This window comes from Streptomyces sp. NBC_00273, assembly GCF_036178145.1.
In the GTDB taxonomy this organism is placed as follows: domain Bacteria; phylum Actinomycetota; class Actinomycetes; order Streptomycetales; family Streptomycetaceae; genus Streptomyces.
In genome coordinates this window covers 8,194,481-8,215,286 of sequence record NZ_CP108067.1, presented here as the reverse complement: position 1 = coordinate 8,215,286, position 20,806 = coordinate 8,194,481, and the positions used below count along the sequence as shown (strand labels likewise).

14 protein-coding genes and 1 pseudogene are annotated in these 20,806 nt (G+C 71.6%); 5 read left to right on the top strand and 10 right to left on the bottom strand.

Annotation, left to right across the window (positions count from 1 at the left end):
* Positions 1 to 188 precede the first annotated feature (188 nt).
* The 5 genes from OG386_RS36690 (at position 189) to OG386_RS36670 (ending at position 5,829) form a co-directional block, all read left to right on the top strand.
* Positions 189 to 587: a hypothetical protein gene (locus OG386_RS36690; protein ID WP_328791675.1), complete on the top strand. Its 399-nt coding sequence runs from the start codon at positions 189 to 191 to the stop codon at positions 585 to 587.
* On the top strand, positions 584 to 2,524 hold the full coding sequence (locus OG386_RS36685; protein ID WP_328791674.1) for a GMC family oxidoreductase: 1,941 nt from the start codon (positions 584 to 586) through the stop codon (positions 2,522 to 2,524). Before OG386_RS36690 ends, OG386_RS36685 begins: the two co-directional genes overlap by 4 nt.
* A 29-nt stretch (positions 2,525 to 2,553) precedes the next feature.
* Complete coding sequence (locus tag OG386_RS36680) at positions 2,554 to 4,410, top strand: peroxidase family protein (protein WP_328791673.1); 1,857 nt, start codon at positions 2,554 to 2,556, stop codon at positions 4,408 to 4,410.
* 265 nt (positions 4,411 to 4,675) lie between these two features.
* Positions 4,676 to 5,122, top strand: a complete 447-nt coding sequence (locus tag OG386_RS36675; RefSeq protein ID WP_328791672.1) for a DUF6153 family protein — start codon at positions 4,676 to 4,678, stop codon at positions 5,120 to 5,122.
* A gap of 77 nt (positions 5,123 to 5,199) precedes the next feature.
* Positions 5,200 to 5,829 (top strand): DUF305 domain-containing protein, encoded by a 630-nt coding sequence (locus OG386_RS36670; RefSeq protein ID WP_328791671.1) that lies wholly within the window; start codon positions 5,200 to 5,202, stop codon positions 5,827 to 5,829.
* Positions 5,830 to 5,909: 80 nt separating this feature from the next.
* Here the strand turns inward: OG386_RS36670 and OG386_RS36665 are convergent.
* The 10 genes and pseudogenes from OG386_RS36665 to OG386_RS36620 all read right to left on the bottom strand — a co-directional run bounded on the left by OG386_RS36665 (position 5,910) and on the right by OG386_RS36620 (position 20,694).
* Positions 5,910 to 6,895, bottom strand: a pseudogene (locus OG386_RS36665) (MASE1 domain-containing protein).
* Between the two features lie 62 nt (positions 6,896 to 6,957).
* A complete protein-coding gene (locus OG386_RS36660) occupies positions 6,958 to 7,788 on the bottom strand; it encodes a PP2C family protein-serine/threonine phosphatase (protein ID WP_328791670.1) in 831 nt (276 codons plus the stop codon).
* A gap of 133 nt (positions 7,789 to 7,921) precedes the next feature.
* Positions 7,922 to 9,466: an alpha/beta hydrolase gene (locus OG386_RS36655; protein ID WP_328793488.1), complete on the bottom strand. Its 1,545-nt coding sequence runs from the start codon at positions 9,464 to 9,466 to the stop codon at positions 7,922 to 7,924.
* 78 nt (positions 9,467 to 9,544) lie between these two features.
* A complete protein-coding gene (locus tag OG386_RS36650; protein WP_328791669.1) occupies positions 9,545 to 11,101 on the bottom strand; it encodes an alpha/beta hydrolase in 1,557 nt (518 codons plus the stop codon).
* Between the two features lie 175 nt (positions 11,102 to 11,276).
* Positions 11,277 to 13,379 (bottom strand): ATP-binding SpoIIE family protein phosphatase, encoded by a 2,103-nt coding sequence (locus OG386_RS36645; protein ID WP_328791668.1) that lies wholly within the window; start codon positions 13,377 to 13,379, stop codon positions 11,277 to 11,279.
* 121 nt (positions 13,380 to 13,500) lie between these two features.
* Positions 13,501 to 14,478, bottom strand: a complete 978-nt coding sequence (locus OG386_RS36640) for an ABC transporter substrate-binding protein (RefSeq protein ID WP_328791667.1) — start codon at positions 14,476 to 14,478, stop codon at positions 13,501 to 13,503.
* A gap of 1 nt (position 14,479) precedes the next feature.
* Entirely contained in the window at positions 14,480 to 16,474 is a 1,995-nt protein-coding gene (locus OG386_RS36635) for an ABC transporter permease subunit (RefSeq protein WP_328791666.1), read from the bottom strand.
* 118 nt (positions 16,475 to 16,592) lie between these two features.
* Positions 16,593 to 17,663 carry a quaternary amine ABC transporter ATP-binding protein gene (locus OG386_RS36630; RefSeq protein ID WP_328791665.1) on the bottom strand — a complete coding sequence of 357 codons (1,071 nt, stop codon included), beginning with the start codon at positions 17,661 to 17,663 and terminating at the stop codon, positions 16,593 to 16,595.
* A complete protein-coding gene (locus tag OG386_RS36625; protein WP_328791664.1) occupies positions 17,660 to 19,186 on the bottom strand; it encodes a GMC family oxidoreductase in 1,527 nt (508 codons plus the stop codon). Before OG386_RS36625 ends, OG386_RS36630 begins: the two co-directional genes overlap by 4 nt.
* A 2-nt stretch (positions 19,187 to 19,188) precedes the next feature.
* A complete protein-coding gene (locus OG386_RS36620; protein ID WP_328791663.1) occupies positions 19,189 to 20,694 on the bottom strand; it encodes an aldehyde dehydrogenase family protein in 1,506 nt (501 codons plus the stop codon).
* Between the last annotated feature and the right edge of the window lie 112 nt (positions 20,695 to 20,806).

Below are 20,806 nucleotides of genomic sequence, written 5' to 3'. Positions count from 1 at the left end.
ACGCGCAAGCGATGGTGCAGTCGCACACCATGGTGAACGCCCCTCGGGTCACGTGCGAAGGTTCGCGCCCCCACCCAAGGTCCCAAGATGCACACGCACAGCCATCACCCTAGTGTGGTTGGTGGGGAGTCATCGCATCCCGGGGGCTATTCGTGGCCGCAGCAGCCACTGCACTCCAGGGAGACAGCATGGCCAAGCATCGCGCTGCCCGACGTCCGACCTCGGTGTACGCCCTGGCCGGCATCCGGCTCTTCAACGGCATCACCGGACTACTGGCGCCCACCCTGCTCATCCGGCGCCTCGACCCCGACCGTGACGTCAGTCCGGCGGCGATCTACGCCTTCCGGCTCTTCGGGATCCGCACCATCCTGCTCGGTCTCGATCTGCTCACCAACCACGGCCAGCGGCTCCAGGAAGATCTCCGAGAGGGCGTGCTGATCCACGGCAGTGACACCGCCACTGCCGCCCTGCTCGGCCTCCGCGGCCAACTGCCGCCCCGCACGGCCGCCCTGACCACGCTCATCTCAGCCGTCAACACGACCCTGGCCGCCCGTGCGGCCGACTTCGGGAAGAGGAAAGGGAAGTGACCACGGAGTCCGGCGCCCCACCGGCCGAAACGGGTTTCGACTTCGTCGTCGTCGGCGCGGGCGCCGGCGGTGGACCGCTGGCGGCCAACCTCGCGGCCTCGGGCATGCGCGTCCTTCTGCTCGACGCGGGGGGTGCCGAGGAGAACGACAACTACCTGGTTCCCGCCTTCCACGCCGATGCCTCCGAGGACCCCGTTCAGCGCTGGGACTACTTCGTGCGGCACTACGCGGACGAGCAGCAGCACCAGCGCGACAGCAAGCTCGTACCGGGTGAGGGCATCCTCTATCCGCGGGCCGGGGCGGTCGGCGGCTGCACCGCGCATCACGCGCTGATCACCGTCTACCCCTACAACCGCGACTGGGACGACATCGCGCGCGAGACCGGTGACGCGTCGTGGCGCAGCACCGCCATGCGTCGGTACTTCGAGCGGCTGGAGCGCTGTACGTACCGCCCCAGACCCAAGGACCCGCCCGCCAATCGGTTGTTGGCCGCCTTGCTGGAGCTCCTTCCCTTCGTCGCCGCCCGGTACCGCAACGACTCGCGTCACGGGTTCGACGGTTGGCTGCCGACCGATCTCGCCGACCCCGAACTGGTCATCCGGGACGAGCAGTTGTTGAAGGTCATCCTGTCCGCCGCCCAGGACACGCTCGCCGACTTCATCGGCCGGCCGCTCTCCCCTCTGGAGGGGCTCGGATCGTTCGTCGATCCCAATGACTGGCGCGTGCAGACCGAGGGTCTGCAAGGGCTGTGGCAGATCCCGATCTCGACGACCGACGGACGGCGCAGCGCCGCCCGCGAACGCGTGCGGGCCGTACAACGCAGCCACCCGGACGACCTGGTCGTCCGGACACACTCGTTGGTGACGCGGGTCGTGCTCGACGAGGAGGGCGCGGCGATCGGCGTCGACTACGTGCACCAGCCGCACGCCTACCGGGCCGACCCCGGGGCCCGGGACGGTCGCGCGCTGCCGGTCCCGCGCAGGGTGCTCGCGTCCCGTGAGGTGATCCTGGCCGCAGGGGCCTTCAACACGCCTCAGCTGCTGATGCTTTCGGGCATCGGGCCGCGTGAGGAGCTGGAAGGGCACGGCATCGCCGTTCGCGTCCCGCTCCAAGGCGTGGGCGCGAACCTGCAGGACCGGTACGAGATCGGCGTGGTGAGCCAGATGGACCGCGAGTTCCCGGTCGTCGGGGACTGCGACTTCCACGCGCCGGAGCCCGGAGCCGAGCCGGATGCCTGCTACCGGGCCTGGCAGCTCGGCGACGGCGTGTACACGACCAACGGTGCCGTCGTCGGGATCACCCGCAAGTCCCGCCCTTCGATGGACTCCCCCGACCTGTTCATCTTCGGCGGCCCCTTCGACTTCCACGGCTACTACCCCGGCTACTCGCTCGACCTGACACGCCACCGGGACCGCTTCACGTGGGTCATCCTCAAGAGCCGGACCCACAACACCAACGGCCGGGTGCAACTGCGCTCCGCCGACCCCCGGGACACCCCCCTGGTGAACTTCCACTACTTCGCCGAGGGCACGGACGAGCAGGCCGGGGACCTCGATGCCATGGTCTCCGCCGTGCAGTTCGTGCGCAGCATGAACCGCAGCGCCGACTCCGTGATCCGCACGGAGCTGTGCCCGGGAGAGCGGGTCGGCGACGCCGAGAGCGTCCGCCGCTTCGTGCAGGACGAGGCATGGGGCCATCACGCGTCCTGCAGTTGCAAGATGGGCCGGGCCGACGATCCCTCGGCGGTCGTGGACAGCCGCTTCCGGGTACGCGGTGTGAACCGCCTGCGGATCGTCGACGCCTCGGTCTTCCCCCGAATTCCCGGCTTCTTCATCGCCGTTCCGATCTACATGATCAGCGAGAAGGCGAGCGACGTGATCCTCGGCGATGCATCGCGCCCGCGAACCGTCCTGGCCGCCTCGCGACACCCGACCTGACCCGGGAACCGATCCTGAGGAGCACCACGATGAGCATGCAACGACGCTCCGTCCCCCGACGATCCGGCTCCGGATACCGCTCGTCCCTACCGTGGCGGATCATCACCCGCATCGCCGAGTTCGTCGACCGACGCACCGGTTGGGACCGCCTGGCGGTCACGCCCGGTCTGCTGACCCTCTTCGGGCTGCGGGTCAAGCTCCGTCAGGAGAACCTCCACGACACGTCCCGGCTGCCCTCCGTAGGCCTCCCGACCCCCGCGCCGCCCTCCGATAGGCACCGGGTCAACCGGACTCCCGACGGCAGCCACAATGACCTCGAAGAACCGCGCATGGGCATGGCGGGAACGCGCTTCGGCCGGAACATCCCGCTGGACAAGATCGCCCCGGCCACGCCGGAGAGCGTCCTCTCGCGGCCGAACCCGCGCGAGGTCAGCCGCGTCCTCCTCACCCGCCAGGCACTGATCCCGGCCGAGTCGGTCAACTCCCTGGTCGCCGCCTGGCTGCAGTTCATGGTCCGCGACTGGTTCAGTCACGGAACCAGCCCCACGGAACGGCCTTGGGAAGTTCCCCTCCTGGACGACGATCCGTGGCCCGAACGCCCGATGCGGATCATGCGGACACCGGACGACCCGACCCGCGACCCCCGGTCACCCGCGGGGACTCCCGACACCCGCGTCAACGTCTCGTCCCACTGGTGGGACGCGTCCCAGATCTACGGGAACAACGAGGCGGAACAGCGCCAGGTGCGCACCGGCAAGACGGGCAAACTGCACCTTTTCGGCGAAGAGTCGACCCCGCTCCCCTCCGACCCCGCCCTCGACCCCTCGCGCGTTCCCGGCTTCTGGCTGGGTCTCGTCATGATGCAGAACCTGTTCGCCCAGGAGCACAACGCGATCTGCGACCACCTGCACGCCGTCTACCCGTCCTGGGACGACGAGGAGCTGTTCCAGCGGGCCCGCCTCGTCAACGCCGCGCTCCTCGCCAAGATCCATACGGTGGAGTGGACCCCTGCCGTCATCAGCCACCCGACCACCGTCAAAGCCCTGCGATCCAACTGGTGGGGCATCGCGGGTGAGCGCGTCCACAACTTCTACGGCCGGATCACGGAGAGCGAGACCGTCAGCGGCATCCCCGGCAGCAAGACGGACCACTACGGCGTCCCGTACTCCCTCACCGAGGAATTCGTGGCCGTCTACCGCATGCACCCGCTCGTCCGCGACCACTGGCACCTGCGCTCCGCCTCCGACGACTCCACCCTCAGCGACTGCACCTTCCGCGACATCGCCGGGCCTGCGGCGCTGAACGTGCTGAAGACCAAGGGAATGGCCAACCTGCTGTACAGCTTCGGCACCCTCCACCCGGGACTGGTGACCCTGCACAACTTCCCGCACTTCCTCCAGGACTTCGAGCGCCCCGATGGACAACGACAGGACCTCGCCGCCACGGACATCCTGCGCAACCGGGAACTGGGCATCCCCCGCTACAACGAGTTCCGGCGGTTGCTGCGGCTGAAGCCCGCGGCGAACTTCGAGGACCTGACGGACAATCCCGTGTGGGCCAAGGAGATCGAGCGGCTCTACGACGACATCGAAGACGTCGACCTGACAGTCGGAATGTATGCCGAGAAGCTTCCGACCGGATTCGCCTTCAGCGACACGGCATTCCGCATCTTCATCCTGATGGCCTCGCGCCGACTGAACAGCGACCGCTTCTTCACCGACTACTACACCCCCGAGGTGTACTCCAAGGCCGGCATGGCCTGGATCGACGACAACAGCATGGTCACCGTGCTGCTGCGGCACTATCCGGAGCTGCGCACGTCTCTCGCGGGACTTACGAATGCGTTCGCGCCCTGGCACGTCGCGAGGGGCAGCGGGCCTTCCTGACGGGCGATGACCGCCGGGTGACGGTGAGCCGGGGCCTGATCCGTGGTCGGGATTCCGTCGCGGGTACGGAGACCCGGGTCCCGGTCTCGCTCTCGCGGGCACGGTCCGCGGCCACCCGGTCGCGTACGACGTCGAACCGGCACGCGGACGGGCGGGCGGAAGGGCGGACGGAAGGGCGGACGGGCGTGCCGTATGCCCGCGCATGTAAGGGGCGGGGTTGCGGGCCGGCTTCGCCCCGTGCGGAGGGGACGCTTACGATGCCGGTATGGATCAGCAGGCGACGCGCGCGATGAGGCCGCTCGGGCTGCGTTCCCGCCTCCTGCTGGTCCTGGCCGTACTGGTGGGCCTCGTGGGCATGCACGGCCTCGGGCCGGGCGCCGTTCCGGTTTCCGCCGCCGCACCCGGATGCGCCGCCGCCCACGGGACGGCCCCCGGGCACGGCGCGCCTGCCGCCGACGAGCACGCGGTGCAGCACGACGGCGCCGCGCGGGCCGACGAACCGGCCGGTGACGGAAGCGGCGGGCACGCCCAGCACGCGGATGCGACCTGCGCCGCCGCGGGCACGGCGGGCGCCCCCGTCCTGCCCTCCCCGGCCGCCGCCCCGAGCGGCGTCGCGGCCGTGCCGGTCCTCGGTGGCGGGATCGACACGAGCGGTGGGGTCGGCGGACGCGCGCCACCGTCCCTGAGCGAATTGCAACTCCTGCGCATATAGGGCGGCCCGAGCACTCGGACCGTTCCCTACCCCGGCACGCCCCGACGCGCGCGTGCCCTCACCGCAGGAGCAGCATCATGACCAGCAAGCGTTCCCTGATCCGCCGTGCCACGACCGTGGCCGCGGCCGCCACCGCCGCACTCGTCCTCGCCGCCTGTGGCGGCAACGGCGACGACGCCGGCTCCGCCCACGACGGACACGGCTCCTCCGCCTCGCCGTCCGCCCCTGCCCCGGCACGGCAGGGCGACCACAACGCCGCCGACGCGGTCTTCGCCCAGGGAATGATCCCCCACCACCGGCAGGCCGTCGAGATGGCCGACCTCGCCGCGACCCGCGCGGAGTCCGCAGAGGTGAAGAAGCTCGCGGAGGAGGTCAAGAAGGCCCAGGATCCGGAGATCAAGACCCTCTCCGGCTGGCTGGCTTCCTGGGGCGAGAAGGTCCCGGCCACGGACGGGGACCACGGCGGACACACCATGTCCGGCATGATGACCGCCGAGGAGATGCAGCAGCTCGCGGCCGCCTCCGGCAAGGCGTTCGACACGGCCTTCCTCCAGATGATGGTCGAGCACCACGAGGGCGCCGTGGCCATGGCCAAGACCGAGCAGGCCGAAGGCGCGTACCGGCCCGCCAAGGACATGGCCGCAGCGATCGTCGCCTCCCAGAGCGCGGAGATCGCCCGGATGAAGGCCCTTCTCGGCACGAGCTGACCGGCACCGGCCGGCGGGGGCGGGCATTCGACCTCGGCTGCCCGCCCCTGCTGCTGAGCGCGTGCGCCCACCCCTCGGGGTCATCGGGGCGGCGGATGGTCCTCGGGCGGGGACCGGTAGGACTCGGGGCGCGGCTCCATCCGCGCCACCACCTCCGCGAGCCGCCCGCAGAGCTGCTTGATCTCCTCGTACGTCCGGTCGCGTTCGGTGATGACGGCCGCGAGAAGGAGGGCCGTCAGTGCGGTCGTGCCGTTGAAGGCCTGGAGCGTCACATGGTGGCGAAGACGTCGTCGCCGACGAACGGGCCCCTGTCGCCGGCGGCCGCCAGGACCGCCAGCGTCACGACGGCGAGCGCGCACGGCGCCGCCCCGGCCAGCCGGAAGCGGAAGGCCGCCCAGATCAGGAACGGCGAGACGAGGAAGAGCAGGTTCGAGTCGCGCGAGCGCGTCGCCAGCAGCGTGACGAAGAGCGTGCCGAGGGCCAGCGCCACCGCCTCGATCCATCGGCCGGGGCCGACCCCCGACGGCCACCGGGCCTTGCGCAGCACGAGCAGGAAGGGTGTGACGACGAGGATCCCCATCGCGTCACCGGCCCACCACACCGACCACGTGGGCCAGAAGTCGCCGGCGTCCAGCGCTCCGGAGAGGACCAGTACCCCGGTACCGATGGTCGAACTGATCGACATCCCGGCGAGCGCGCCGAGGAAGACCAGTGCCAGTACGTCCCGCAGGCGGTCCAGCTCGTTCCTGAACCCGGCCCTGCGCAGCATCAGAGCGGCGCAGACCGGCGCCAGGGTGTTGCCCGCGGTGATGACCAGTACGGAGAGCAGCGAGGGCCCGAGGAACACATTGGCCAGGAACGCGCCCAGCGCGATGCCAGGCCAGACCCGCAGCCCCATCATGAGCAGCGCGGCCAGCGCGACGCCGGTCGGTGGCCACAGGGGGGTGACCTGGTCACGGACCAGCTGCTGGAGGAGGCCGATCCGTGCGGCCGCGTAGTAGACGGCGGCGACGGCGAGGATGCGCAGCGCGGTGGACCCGAGACGACCCACCTCCGCACTGCTCACGACAGCAGTCTGCGCTCAGATCCCGCCACCGGCGACCCCAGCCGCCCCCGTGGCCCCGCCGGTCAGCCCGGCTCCCGGGGGCCGTCGTAACGGACGACGAGGACCGCGGCGTCGTCGCGGTGTCCCGTCAGGTCGGCCACTTTGACGACGGCGGAGGCCAGCACGTCGGGATCGGCGTCGAACCCCGCCCGCACCAGTTTCACCACCTCGGCCAAACCGGACTCCATCGGGTAGTGCGGGCCCTCCACCACTCCGTCGGTGAGCAGGACGAGCACCCCGGCCTCCGTCAGACGCCGGTGCGTCACCGGGTACCGCTCGCCCGACACGATGCCGAGCGGCGGCCCACCGCGGTCGAGCGCGATGCCGTGACCGCCTCCGGCCGTGGCCCAGACCATCGGGACGTGGCCGGCCCTGGAGACCGTCAGGTCGCGGCTGACCGGGTCGAAGCGGAGGAAACAGCACGTCGCGAAGAGTCCGCACCCCATGGCGATCAGCAGATCGTTGGCGCGGCCCAGTACCTCTCGGGTGTCGCTCGTCGTCTGCGCGAGGGCGCGCAGGCTGGTGCGCACCTGTCCCATGAAGGCGATGGCCTCCACGTCATGACCTTGTACGTCGCCGACGGTGAGCCCCAGTGACCCGTCGTGCATGACGAAGGCGTCGTACCAGTCCCCGCCCACCTCCAGGCCGCCCCGTGAGGGCGCGTACCTGGCGGCCAGACGCAGCCCGGGCAGCTGCGGCAGCCCGGGCGGGAGCATGTGGCGCTGCAGGGCCACGGCCAGTTCGACCCTGGCCCGCTGGTACTCGATCCGGTCCAGGGCCTGATCGACGAGCTGCCCGAGAGCGACCAGGAGTTCTTGCACGTCGTCGGGCGGCTCGGGACGGTGTCCGCGCATCACGGGCTCCTGGCTCTCCCCCGGCCTCCTCACCTCACCCTAGCCTCTGCCCCGGCATGCCTCCACAGCGGTGAAACAGCAGGCCGGAGGCGAGTACGGGGACCCGGGGGCGCAAGGTGATCTCACGGCGGGCTCAGGGCCCGATCTCGAACTCGGGCGCCTTGAGGTCCTTCAGGCATGCGGTGTTCGGCGCCGCCGGGTCGTCGAAGAACGAGACGGTGATCTCCTGGGCGCACTTCGAGGTGGCGAACACGACGTGCGGCTCGTACGGGACCGTGACGACCTTGGCCTTTCCCAGCGTGCTGGCGACGTACGGCCCGTTGTCCGCCCCGGTCTGGGAGTCGAACCCGCCCGACAGGGCGAGGGTCGGGATGTCACCGCGCGTGGCCTCCCGGATCGAGGGCGACGCCGCAGGGACGTTCCAGGCGTCGCAGTCCGGGTGGAGGAAGGTGAGCTGCGGGGCCTGGGCCTGTACCGAGCGCGGGAAGGACGGGAACGTCGCCCGGCCGCCCCGCAGCGCCGCATCCGCGCTCTCGTACGGTGTCCACTCGCTGCAGAAGACGCCGTAGGCGAGGCCGTGCGCGACCCTGCCGATGGCCTGGGGGCTGAGCTTGCCGCCGGCCCACTGCTGGGCGATCCGCTGCGGCTTGCCGTGCGCCAGCTCGTCGAGGGCGGCGGGCACCTGGGGCGCCACGTGGGTGGCGGAGGTCATCCAGTTGACCAGGGCTCCGCCGTCGAGGACGACCTTCACCGGCTTGTCGCTGCCGGGGAGGGTGACGGTGGTGGTGACCGGCTTGGCTTCGAGTTCGCGCACGAGCCGGTCGAAGGTGGCCGACAGGTTCGGATAGCGCTTGTTGCACGCCGGCTGGTCCGCGCAGGCCTTGAACAGGCCGTCGAAGCCCTGTCGGGCGCTGCTCCAGGTCGCTGCCGACCCGGACTTGGACGGCGGCAGTATGCCGTCGATGCCCACCGAGCGGAGCCCCTCGGGATGCAGCCTCATGTAGGCCAGTGCCAGGTGGGTTCCGTAGGAGATCCCGAACAGGTTCCACTGCTCGATGCCCAGCGCCTTGCGCAGGTCCTCGTAGTCGGCGGCGCTCTCTGTGTCGTTGTAGGCGCTGAGGTCGATCCCGCGGCCCGCCAGTCGGTCGCGGCAGGCCTTCGTGGCCTCGACGTGCAGGCGTTCGGTGGACGGGGCGTCGTAGACGAGGCCGACGGAGCGTGCGTTGAACTCGTCGATGTTGGGGCACAGGAGGTTCGGCTCGGCCGAGTACGTACCGCGCTGGGACATGAAGATCACGTCGCGGTCGCGGTTCAGGCCGCCGTCGATCGCCAGCTTCGCCTCCCCCACGGCGTCGTCACCGGGTCCGCCCGCGAGCCACACGATGGGGTCGGGTTTCGGCTTGTCGGTGGCGGCGGGGACGATCGCGACGCCGAGCTCGATCGTCCGGCCGCTCGGTTCGGCGCGGTTCTCGGGCACGGTGAGCGTTCCGCAGCGGGCGTCGTCCAGCGCTTCGATCGGTTCCGGTGTCTTGGGGCAGGGGCCCGGTTCGAAGCGGGCGTCGCCCACCGTGCGGGCGACCGTGCCGATCGGCGCGTCGGGGCTGGCGCTGGCATCGGTACGGGACTGCGCCGGAGCGGGCGCTGCGAGCAGGCCGGTGACGAGGAGACCGGTCACCATGCCGACCGACGTCGTCAGGAGCCGTCGTGCGGTGCGGCGCCGACGGGGCGCTGGGTGGAATGCCATCTGCCCTCCCGGTCATTTCGGGATGATCGTGAACGGTTCGGGCTCCAGGCCGTCCACGCAGCTGGTGTCGGGGGCGGTCGGGCGGGCGAGGAACGAGGCCAGGACGCGTTGCGCGCAGGGTGACTGCGGGACCACCCAGTGGCCGATCCCGGGGATCTGCACGGCGGTCGAGCGGGACAGGTCGCGGGCCACGCCCTTCGCCCAACTCGCCCCGGTCTTGGCGTCGAACGTGCCGGAGACGAGGAGCGCGGGCACCTGGCTGACCGTGGCCACCCGCTGGACGGCCGCGCGGTCCGGAACGTTCCAGACCCGACACACCGGGTACTGGAAGGGAAGTTGCGGCACCTGGGCCAAGACCGTGTCCGGCCACCCGGGGAAGGCCTTGCGCCCCGCCTCCAGCACGTCGGGTTCCGAGTACCCCGGCGCCCACTCGCTGCACGCCACCGATTCCGTCAGGCCGTGTGCGAACGCGCCGACGTTCTGGACCGATCCGGCCGCCCGGGCCCGTGCGAAACGCTCGGGGTTTCCGCGGCTGAGCTCGTCGAGCGCCGCCGGGAGGTCTTTGGGCCGGGGAGCGAAGGCGACGATCTGGTTCAGCAGCGCGCCCCCGTCGAGGACGACCTTGACGGGCTTTCCTCCGCCCGGCGGCGGGACGTTCAGCGTCAGGGGGTGCGCCTCCAACTTGCGCACCTGCTCCGTCAGCATGCGGGGGAGGTCCGGGTACCGGCTCTTGCAGGCGGGCTGCGCCGCGCACGCCGCGAAGATGTGGTCGATCCCCTCGGCGGCGCTGCTCCAGCCCCACGGCAAGGTCGCGCTCTGGGGAGGTGTGACCGAGTCGATCGCCACGGCGCGGATTCCCTCGGGGTGCAGGCGCAGGTAGGTGAGGGCCAGGTCGCTGCCGTAGGAGTACCCGTAGACGTTCCACCGGGGGATGTGCAGCGCCTTGCGCAGGTCGGCGAAGTCGGCGGCGTTCTCGGTGGTGTTGTAGGCGCTCAGGTCGACGCCGTCGGCCGTCAGGCGGTCGCGGCACTCCTTCGCCGCCTTCAGCATGAGCTGTTCCGCCTGCTTCGCGTCGTAGCCCAGGCCCACGGCCCGGGCGTTGAAGCGGTCGATCTCCGGGCAGGCGAGGTTCGGCCGGTCGTAGAGGTTGCCGCGCTGGGCCATGACGATCAGTTCGCGGTCCTTGTTCAGGCCGGACTCGACGAGGAACGGAATGTCGTCGAACGTGTCGCCGCCGGGGCCGCCCGCCATGAACACCACGGGGTCCTGGGCCGGTGTCGCCGGTTCGGCAGCCGGAATGACCGCCGCGGCGAGCTTGATGGTCCTCCCGCCGGGGCGGGAACGGTTCTCGGGGACTTCGAGGTAGCCGCACCGTGCGTTGCCGAGCGCTGCGATCGGCTCGGGCGGCTCGGGACAAGGACCGGGCACGAACCGGGACGGGGCCTGCGAACCGGTCCGGTCGGCGGACTGGGCGGGTGGTGACGGCGTGCTGCCCGGTGCGGGGCCGAACGCTGCCAGGGAGACCAGAGCGGCCGCGGCGGTCACCGCGCGGATGGCGTGCTGTGGCATGGGTTCTCGTTCCTCTGCCGATATCGACGGCGGCCCCGCAGGCCCTCAGGTGCGGCAGCGGTGTGGACGGAACGCTCGCTCTCGACGCTACCGGGTGGACCGTACGCGCGCACGCGGAGCGATCGGCGGCCCGCGCAGCGGCGGGCGGCGGCGGGCGGCGGCGGGCGCTGACCGCCTAGCCGAGGGACCCGCCGATGGGCTGCTCCGTCCAGATGGTCTTGCCGGTGCCGGTGAACCGGCAGCCCCAGCGGTCGGCGAGCTGGGCCACGAGGAACAGGCCCCGGCCGCCCTCGTCCGTTTCCCGGGCACGACGCAGGCGCGGCTGGGTGCTGCTGGGGTCGGACACCTCGCAGACGAGCACCCGGTCGCGGATCAGCCGGAGCCCGACCGGTCCCCCCGCGTAGCGGATGGCGTTCGTGACGAGCTCGCTGGCGACGAGTTCGGTCACGAAGCCCAGTTCGTCCAGCTGCCACTCGGACAGCTGGCCCACCACCAGCTCACGGGCGTGCGCGACGAGGGAGAGGTCGGCTTCGAGTTCCCACTCGGCGAGCTGGTCGGGCGGGAGCGCGTGGATGCGGGCGAGCAGCAAGGCGGCGTCGTCGACGGACTCTTGAGGCCGCACCCCGTCGAAAACGGCCCGGCTGAGCTCGTCGAGCGGCAGCCTCGGGTCGGCTCCGGCGAACGAGCCCCGCAGTCTCTCCATCCCCTCCTCGATGTCGCCGCCCCGGCTCGCCACGAGTCCGTCCGTGAAGAACGCGAGCATGCTGCCGGGCCGCACGCCGAACTCCGTCACCTCGAACGGCACTCCGCCCACCCCCAGCGGCGGCCCCGGCGTCACGCCGAGGAAGACCGGTTCCCCGTCCGGCGGCAGCAGGACCGGCGGCGGATGTCCGGCGGCGGCGGTGGCGCACCGCCCCGTCACCGGGTCGTAGACGGCGTACAGGCACGTCGCTCCCAGCACCGCCGGCTCCGAGCGCTCCGAGCGCCCCGCATGCTCCGCGTGGGATTCGCTGGTCATCTGCTCCTCGGAGAAGCCGAGCACCAGGTCGTCGAGGTGCGTGAGCAGCTCGCCCGGATCCAGATCGAGGTCGGCGAGGGTCTGCACCGCGGTCCGCAGGCGCGCCATGGCCGCGGTGGCGTCGAGGCCGTGGCCGACGACGTCTCCGACGACGAACGCGACGCGCAACGACGGCAGGGGGATCACGTCGAACCAGTCTCCGCCGACTCTCGAGCCGCCGCCCGCCGGTTGGTAGACGCCCACCGTTTCGGCGGCGGCGGAGTCCAGGGCCGAGCGCGGCAGCAGGCTCCGCTGCAGGGTCACCACGGACCGGTGTTCCTTGGTGTAGCGGCGCGCGTTGTCCACGCCGAGTGCGGCCCTGGACACGACGTCCTTCAGCAGTGCGGCGTCCTCCTCGCCGAACGCGGAGGGCAACTGGCTGCGCCAGACCGTGACGCAGCCGAGGATCAGGCCGCGTGCGTAGAGCGGCATGGCTACGGAGGAGTGGGCTCCGCTGGGGACGAACAACGGCAGGGCCTCCGGATCCACGCCGAGTTCGGCCTGTAGGACGGCGACGTCCGGCACCAGCACGGGCAGCCCCTCCATGAGGGGGCGCATCAAGGTGCTGTCCGTCACCGGAGGAAGGGCCTCTCCCACCGCCAGCAGGTCCTCGGCGGATATCTCCGGGCTCTGCGCGGCAGAGGTCCGGCGCAGGCGGACGTCGCCGGTGGTGTGGAAGTGCGGGGGCTCGTCGCCCACCAGCACGTTCTCGGCGATGTCCACGGTCGCCAGGTCGGCGAAGTCCGGGACGAGCAGGTTCACCAGGGTCTCGGCCAGCTCGGTCACGTCCAGTGAGGTGCCGATGCCCGCGGCGGCGGCTTGGGCGAGCCCCGTCCGGCGTCTTCGCGCATCGCGCTCGGCCGCCTCCTGCGCCGTTTCCGCCGGGGTGACCAGGACGAGCCACTGCGTGGCGGCGCCCGCACCGCCCGGAGCGTGGGCCGCGAGCCGGACGACCGTGCAGACCAGCGGGACCTTTTGACCCGTGTGATCGCCACCCGGAACGGTCGTCAGGTGCCCGACCGGTCCCGTGCCCGTACCCGTACCGGCGGGCGGCACCATCCCCAGCAAGGGCGCGCAGATCTGGCCCGGCGGGCATTCCAGCAGCGTCGCGGCCCCCTCCGAACGGGCGATGACCACGCCTGCGTCATCCAGGACGACCGCTGCCGTGCCGCTGACGGAGCCCGAGGCCGGCCCCGGGCCGCGATGCTCCGGTTCACGCATGTCGCCTCCACGCACCGTGACCTTCAGTATCGTCCCCGCGCGGGGACCCGGCGACCCGCAGCGCCACCGGTTCCCGGCACCTGCGGCCGGAAGGGACAGGGCTCCCTTCCGGGCCGCCGTGTCAGGACGGGAGCCAGGACCGCCAGGTGGGCTCGTTCTGTTCCGCCCAGCGGGCCGCCGCTTCCTGCGGCGACAGCTTCTCCTCGGCGATCATCAGGGCGACGTCGTTCTGCATCTCGGTCGTCCACCGGAACTTCTTCAGGAAGGCCGCGGCGTCGCCTCCGTCGGCCGCGAAGCGGGCGTTGAGGAACTTCTGCAGCGGCGTGTGCGGGTAGGCGCAGGCCACCTTCTGCGGGTCGGCGTCGCAGCCCTCCTTGTATTCGGGCAGTTCCACCTCGGTCATCGGGACCTTCTCGAACAGCCACTGGGGCTTGTACCAGTAGCTGAGGAAGGGCTTCTTCTCCTTGGCGAACTGCCTGATCTGGGTGATCTGCGCCGCCTCGGAGCCCGCGAACACGACCTGGTAGTCGAGGTCCAGGTTCTTCACGAGGGCCTTGTCGTTCGTCACGTAGGACGGGGAGCCGTCCAGCAACTGGCCCTTGCCGCCGCTTTCCGCGGTGCGGAACTGGTCGGCGTACTTGTCGAGGTTCTTCCAGTCGGTGACGTCCGGGTGTTCCTCGGCGAAGTACGTCGGCACGAACCAGCCGATGTGGCCGGTCACTCCGAGGTCGCCGCCCCGCTCGATGGTCCCCTTGTCGTCGATGTACCGCTTCTCCTGCTCGGGGTGGCCCCAGTCCTCCAGGATGGCGTCCACCCGGCCCTGGCTGAGCGCGTCCCAGGCGGGTACCTCGTCGATCTGGACGGTGTCCACCCGGTAGCCGAGCTCGTGCTCCAGCAGGTACTGGGCGACGGCGACGTTGGCCTGCGCGCCCACCCACGACTGCACGGACAGCGTCACCGTGCGGGAGCCCTTCGCGTCGGCGTACGGGGAGGCCTGGCGGGTCATGTCGGCGGCGCCGCAGCCCGTGAGGGCCGTCAGGGCGAGGGCGGCGGCCGCTGCGAGTGCGGCGGTGCGTGTGGAGCGTGTGGTGCGAGCCATGTCAGGCCCCCTTTCCGGCGGGGTCGCGGCGACCGGTCGGCTGGGTGACGCGGTCGAGCATCAGGCCGAGGCAGACGATCGCCGCGCCGGCGACCAGGCCGGTCGCCAAGTCGCCCTGGGCGAGGCCGAAGACCGCGTCGTAGCCGAGCGCACCGCCGCCTACGAGACCGCCGATGACGACGACGGCGAGGACGAGCACCACGCCCTGGTTGACGGCGAGCAGCAGCGCGGGCCGGGCCAGCGGCAGCTGGACCTGGAGCAGTTGCTGCCGCCCGGTCGCGCCCATCGAGCGCGCGGACTCCAGCGCGGCCGGGTCCACCGCGCGCACGCCCTGGGCCGTGATGCGCACCACCGCGGGCAGCGCGTAGACCACGGCGGCCGCGGCGGCCGGGGCGCGGCCCACGCCGAAGAGGGCGACGACGGGGATCAGGTAGACGAACTGCGGCATCGTCTGGAAGACGTCGAGCACCGGACGCAGTGCGCGCCCCAGGCGGCTGCTGCGGGCCGCGGCGACGCCGAGGGCGAAGCCGATCAGCAGGGTCACGGCGACGGCGGCCAGGACCTGGGACAGGGTGTCGAGCGCCGGGTCCCAGACGCCGAGGACACCGATCGCGGCCATCGCCAGGACGGCGGTCGCAGCGGTGCGCCAGGTGCCGATGAGCAGGGCGAGTACGCCGACGGTCAGCAGCACCGTCCACCAGGGCAGCCACTGCAGTCCGTCGCGCAGGGGGTTCAGGACCCATGTGGTGAAGTGCCCTGCCCAGTCCGCGGTGCCGCCGACGAGGGGCACGCCGGAGTAGAGGTGGGCGGTCATCCAGTCGACCGCTTCGTTGACGGGCCCGGCGATGTCCACCGTCCATGCGTCGGGCCAGGAGAGCCGGTCGAGCAGGCGGGCTCCGACGGCGACGGCGACGGTCGCCGCCGCGGCAACGGCCCAGCGGAGCCCGGACCGGTCGGCCGGGGCCTGGCCGATCCGCTCCCCCGCGGCGGCGGTGACCCGGTCCAGGGCGATGGCGAGCAGCACGATCGGCACACCTGCGGCGAGGGCGGCGCCGACGTCGACGGAGGCCAGCGCCTGGTAGACGCGGTCGCCGAGACCGCCCGCGCCGATGACGGACGCGATCACGGCCATCCCGAGCGCCATCATGATCGACTGGTTGACGCCGAGCAGCAGTTCCCTGCGGGCCAACGGCAGCCGGGCCGTCAACAGCCGCTGCCTGCCGGTGGCGCCGAGGGATGTGGCGGCCTCCACGACCCCGGCGTCCGCGTCGCGCAGGCCGAGCGCGGTGAGGCGGGCCATGGGCGGGGCCGCGTAGACGACGGTCGCGAGGACGGCCGCGGGCACGCCGATGCCGAAGACGAGGACGACGGGCAGGAGGTACGCGAAGGCCGGCAGCACCTGCATGGTGTCGAGCACGGGCCGCAGGATCCGGTGCATCCGGTCCGACAGGCCGGCGGCCAGCCCGAGGACCCCTCCGAGCAGCACGGACGCGGTGACGGCGACCACCATCAGGGCGAGCGTCTGCATGGTGGGCACCCACATGCCGAGCAGTCCGCACGCGGAGAAGGCGGCGAGGGCGGTCAGCGCGAGTCGCACTCCCGCCGCCCGCCAGGCGAGCAGAGCGGCGGCGGCGGTGACGCCGGCCCAGCCGAGGGCGAGCAGCACCAGGTACACGGCGCGGACGGACAGGACCACGACGTTGCTGACGTGCCCGAAGAAGTAGAGGAAGAGCGGGTGGCCGTCGCGGTTGTCGATGATCCAGTCGCTGGTGCGCTCGAGCGGTCCTGACAGGTCGACGGAGAGCGCCGCGGGCCAGTTTTCGGCGCCCAGGAGTACGCAGCCGAGGACGAACGCGAGCGCCGCGCAGATGCCGATGAGCCGACCGCGGTGGTGCGCGAGCGTGCGCAGCACTCCGGGTCCGTCGTCGGTGGGGGGTGTGGTGGTCGTGGTCGTGGTCGCGGGGCCCGGCGGGGCGGGGGTGACGGTGGTGGTCATCGGTTCCACCGCCCGGTGCGGGCCGGCACCGTGCCGGTGCGGGGATCGGCGCCGGTGGGGGCGCCGGTGCCGGCGCCGGTCGTGCCGCACGGCGGCGGCCAGGTCGTATGGCCGTACATCAGGCCACCGCCTTTCCCGTCCCGGCCGGTATCCCGGCGACGACACCGAGGAGTCCCGCGCGGTCGACCACGCCGAGGCACCTGCCGCCCTCGACGACCCGCGCGTTCTCGCCGGTCCGGGCGACGGCCTCGATGGCCTCGTGGACGGTGGCGGTCGGGGCGAGCGCCGGGCCGGCCTCGGACTCGTCGGTGAGTGCGGGGCGCATCGCCGAGCGAACGGTCAGCACCTGCTCGCGCGGCACGTCCCGGACGAAGTCCCTGACGTAGTCGTCGGCGGGGGCACCGACGATCTCCTCCGGGGTGCCGATCTGCACGATCCGGCCGTCGCGCATCAGCGCGATGCGGTCGCCGAGCTTCAGCGCCTCGCTCAGGTCGTGCGTGATGAAGACCATCGTGCGTCCTTCCTCCCGGTGCAGGCGTACGACTTCCTCCTGCATGTCCCGGCGGATGAGCGGGTCGAGCGCGCTGAACGGCTCGTCGAACAGCAGGACCTCGGGGTCCACGGCGAGTGCCCGGGCAAGGCCCACGCGCTGCTGCTGGCCGCCGGACAACTGGCCCGGCCTGCGGTGCTCCAGGCCGTCCAGGCCGACCTTGGTGACGAACTCGGCCGCCCGGTCGCGCCGTTCGCCGCGTCCCACGCCCTGGATCTCCAGCCCGTAGGCGATGTTGTCGAGCACCGTCCGGTGCGGCAGCAGCCCGAAGTGCTGGAAGACCATGGCCGCCCGGTGCCGGCGCAGCTCGCGGAGCCGGCCGGTGTCCATGGACAGCACGTCCTCGCCGTCGATGGAGATCGTGCCCGAGGTCGGTTCGATGAGCCGGGTGAGGCAGCGTACGAGCGTGGACTTGCCCGAGCCCGACAGGCCCATGACGACGAAGACCTCGCCCTTGCGGACGTCGAAGGAGACGTCGCGGACGGCGGCGGTGCAGCCGGTGCGCTCGCGCAGCTCGGCGGCGCCGAGGGCTGCGAGCTCCTTGTCGGCGGGCACGCGGTCCGCCTTCGGACCGAAGACCTTCCACAGGTCGCGTACGGAGAAGACGGATTCCGCGGAGGAGTGCGGCGGGGTGTTCATCGGGTGGTACCTCCCAGCAGGTCGGCGCACTTCTCGCCGACCATGAGCACGCCGATCATGGGGTTGACGGCGGTCATGGTGGGGAAGACGGACGCGTCGGCTATCCGGATGCCGTCGAGGCCCCGGATCTTCAGGTCGGGCGCGACGACGGCGAGTTCGTCATCGGCGGCCCCCATCCGGCAGGTGCCGGCGGGGTGGTAGACGGTGTGCGCGACCTGGCGGGCGTACGCGCTGAGTTCCTCGTCGGAGGTCACCTCGGGGCCCGGGCACACCTCGCGCCTCAGCCAGCCGGCCAGCGGTTCGCTCGCCGCGATCCGCCGGGCGATGCGGATCCCGTCGACGAGGGTCCGGCCGTCGTAGTCGTCCTCGTCGGTGAAGTACCGGAAGTCGAGCGCGGGCTTGACCTGGGGGTCTGCGCTCGTCAGGTAGAGCCGGCCGCGGCTGCGCGGCTTGGGGATGTTCGGGGTCATCGACACGCCGTGCGCGGGCCGTTCGTACCCGAGGCGCTCCGGATTGTCGGTGAAGGGGACCTGGTAGAAGTGGAACATCAGGTCCGGGCCCTCGGCCTCGGGGTCCCGGCGGACGAACAGTCCGGCGTCGGAGTCCATCGCGGAGTTCTCCGGGATCGGCCCGTGGGTCTCCCACACGATGACCGACTCGGGGTGGTCGAGCAGGTTCTCCCCGACGCCCGGCAGGTCGTGCACGACGGGGATGCCGAGCTCCTCCAGGTCGGCGCGCGGCCCGATGCCGGAGTGCAGCAGCAGGCGCGGCGTGTCCACGGCCCCGGCGCACACCAGGACCTCGCGCCGGGCGCGTACGACGTGCTCCGCGCCCTCCTTGGTACGGATGTGCACGCCGGTGGCACGGGTGCCCTCCAGTTCCAGCCGGAACGCCCAGGTCTCCAGGGCTATGTGGAGGTTCGGCCGGTCCAGGAACGGGTGCAGATAGGCGACGGAGGCGGACGAGCGCTTGTTGTTCTCCGGGTGGTAGGCGAGGTCGAAGAAGCCGACGCCTTCGTCGAAGGGGCTTTTGTTGAAGCCCTCGACCCGCGGCACGCCGAGTGCGGTCTGCGCCGCGTCGACGAAGTCCCGGGCGATCGCGTTCCGGTCGGCCTCGCCCACGGGGACGATGTTGTTGCGCAGCCGGGGGAAGTAGGGGTCCATGGACTTCGCGTCCCACCCGTCGGCGCCGGCGTCGGCCCACTCGTCCCAGTCGGAGGGAAGGGGTTTGAAGGCGATGAGGGTGTTGTGGGAGGAACAGCCGCCCAGCACCCGCGCACGGCTGTGGCGGATGTGCGAGTTGCCCCGGGGCTGCTCGGTGGTGGGGTAGTCGTAGTCGAGCTCACCGCCGAGCAGGCCCATCCAGCGGCGCAGGGTGAGGACGTCGTCGCGGCCGACGTCGCTGGGGCCGCCCTCGATCACGGCGACGCTGACGTCGGGGTCCTCGGTCAGCCGGGACGCAATGACGGATCCGGCGGTCCCGCCGCCGACGACGACGTAGTCGTACACGTGGTGCTCGTTCATGTTCAGCCCTTCGCCGTCGCACCCGCGAACCAGCGCACGGGGCGCGGGGCGAGGTTCTGGTAGATGTGCTTGGCCTCGCGGTATTCGGCGAAGCCGCCGGGGCCCAGTTCGCGGCCGATGCCGGACTTTCCGAAGCCGCCCCATTCCGCCTGCGGCAGGTAGGGGTGGAAGTCGTTGATCCAGACGGTGCCGTGCCGCAGCAGGCCGGCGACCCGCCGGGCCCGGTGTTCGTCGGAGGTCCACACCGCTCCGGCGAGGCCGTACTCGGTGTCGTTGGCGAGGGCGACGGCCTCTTCCTCCGTACGGAAGGTCTCCACGGTGAGGACCGGGCCGAAGACCTCTTCGCGGACGACGCGCATGCCGCGGTGGCACCGGTCGAGGACCGTGGGCCGGAAGAAGTAGCCGGGGCCGGCCGGCCTCCCGCCGCCCGCGCGCAGGGCCGCGCCCTCGGCGAGGGCGGAGGCCACGTACGCCTCGGTCCGTGCCAACTGGGCCGCGGAGACGAGCGGACCGCACTCGACGCCCGTGTCGGTGCCGCGTCCCAGCCGGATCAGTTCGGCCCGGCGGGAGAGCTCGGCGACGAAACGGTCGCGCAGCGGCTCCTCGATGATGAGGCGGGAGCCGGCGGAGCAGACCTGGCCGCTGTGGATGAAGGCGGCGTTGAGCGCCTGGTCGACGGCGGTGTCGAAGCCTTCGGGCGTCGAACAGGCGTCGGCGAAGACGACGTTGGGGTTCTTCCCGCCCAGTTCGAGTGCGACCTTCTTGACGCTGTCGGCTGCCGCCCGGGCGACCTTGGTGCCGCTGATGAGACCGCCGGTGAACGAGACGAGGTCGACTTGGGGGTGCTCGGCGAGCCGGGCGCCGACCGTGTCGCCGGGGCCGGTGACGATGTTGGCCGCGCCGAGCGGAAGTCCGGCCTCCAGGAGCAGTTCGACCAGTACGACGGTGGTCAGCGGGGTGATCTCGCTGGGCTTGATCACGAAGGTGTTGCCGGCGGCGAGCGCGGGCGCGATCTTCCAGCTGGCCTGGAGCAGCGGGTAGTTCCACGGCGTGATCAGGGCGCAGACGCCGACCGGCTCGTGCACGACGACGCTGCGGATCTCGTCCGAACCGGCGTCGACGGCCCGTCCGCCGCCGTCCTCGTTCTCCACGAGGTCGGCGAAGTAGCGGAAGGCGTCGCGGACGCAGTCGACGTCGACGCGGCCTTCCTGCAGCGTCTTGCCCGCGTCCCGGCTTTCCAGGGCACCGATCCGTTCGCGGTCGCGCTCCAGCAGTACGGCGACCCGACGCAACAGGGCGGCCCGCTCCGCGACGGGCGTGCGCGGCCAGGCACCGAAGTCGAACGCGGCTCGCGCCGCGGCCACGGCGTCGTCGGTGTCCGCGACACCGCCCTCCGCCACGACCTCGAAGGGGGTCGCGTCGACGGGGTCGATGATCTCGCGCGTGGCCCCGGACAGGGCTGCGCGCCACTCTCCGCCGACGTGGATGGTCTGCTGTGCTGCCGTCACGGTACGTATTGCCTTTCGTTCCTTTGAGTCCCCCTGTCGGTCAGACCGACGTGGTCCGGCCGCCTGCCCCGACTCCCGGAACCCATGCGCAATGCATCGCGGAGAGTGTTCC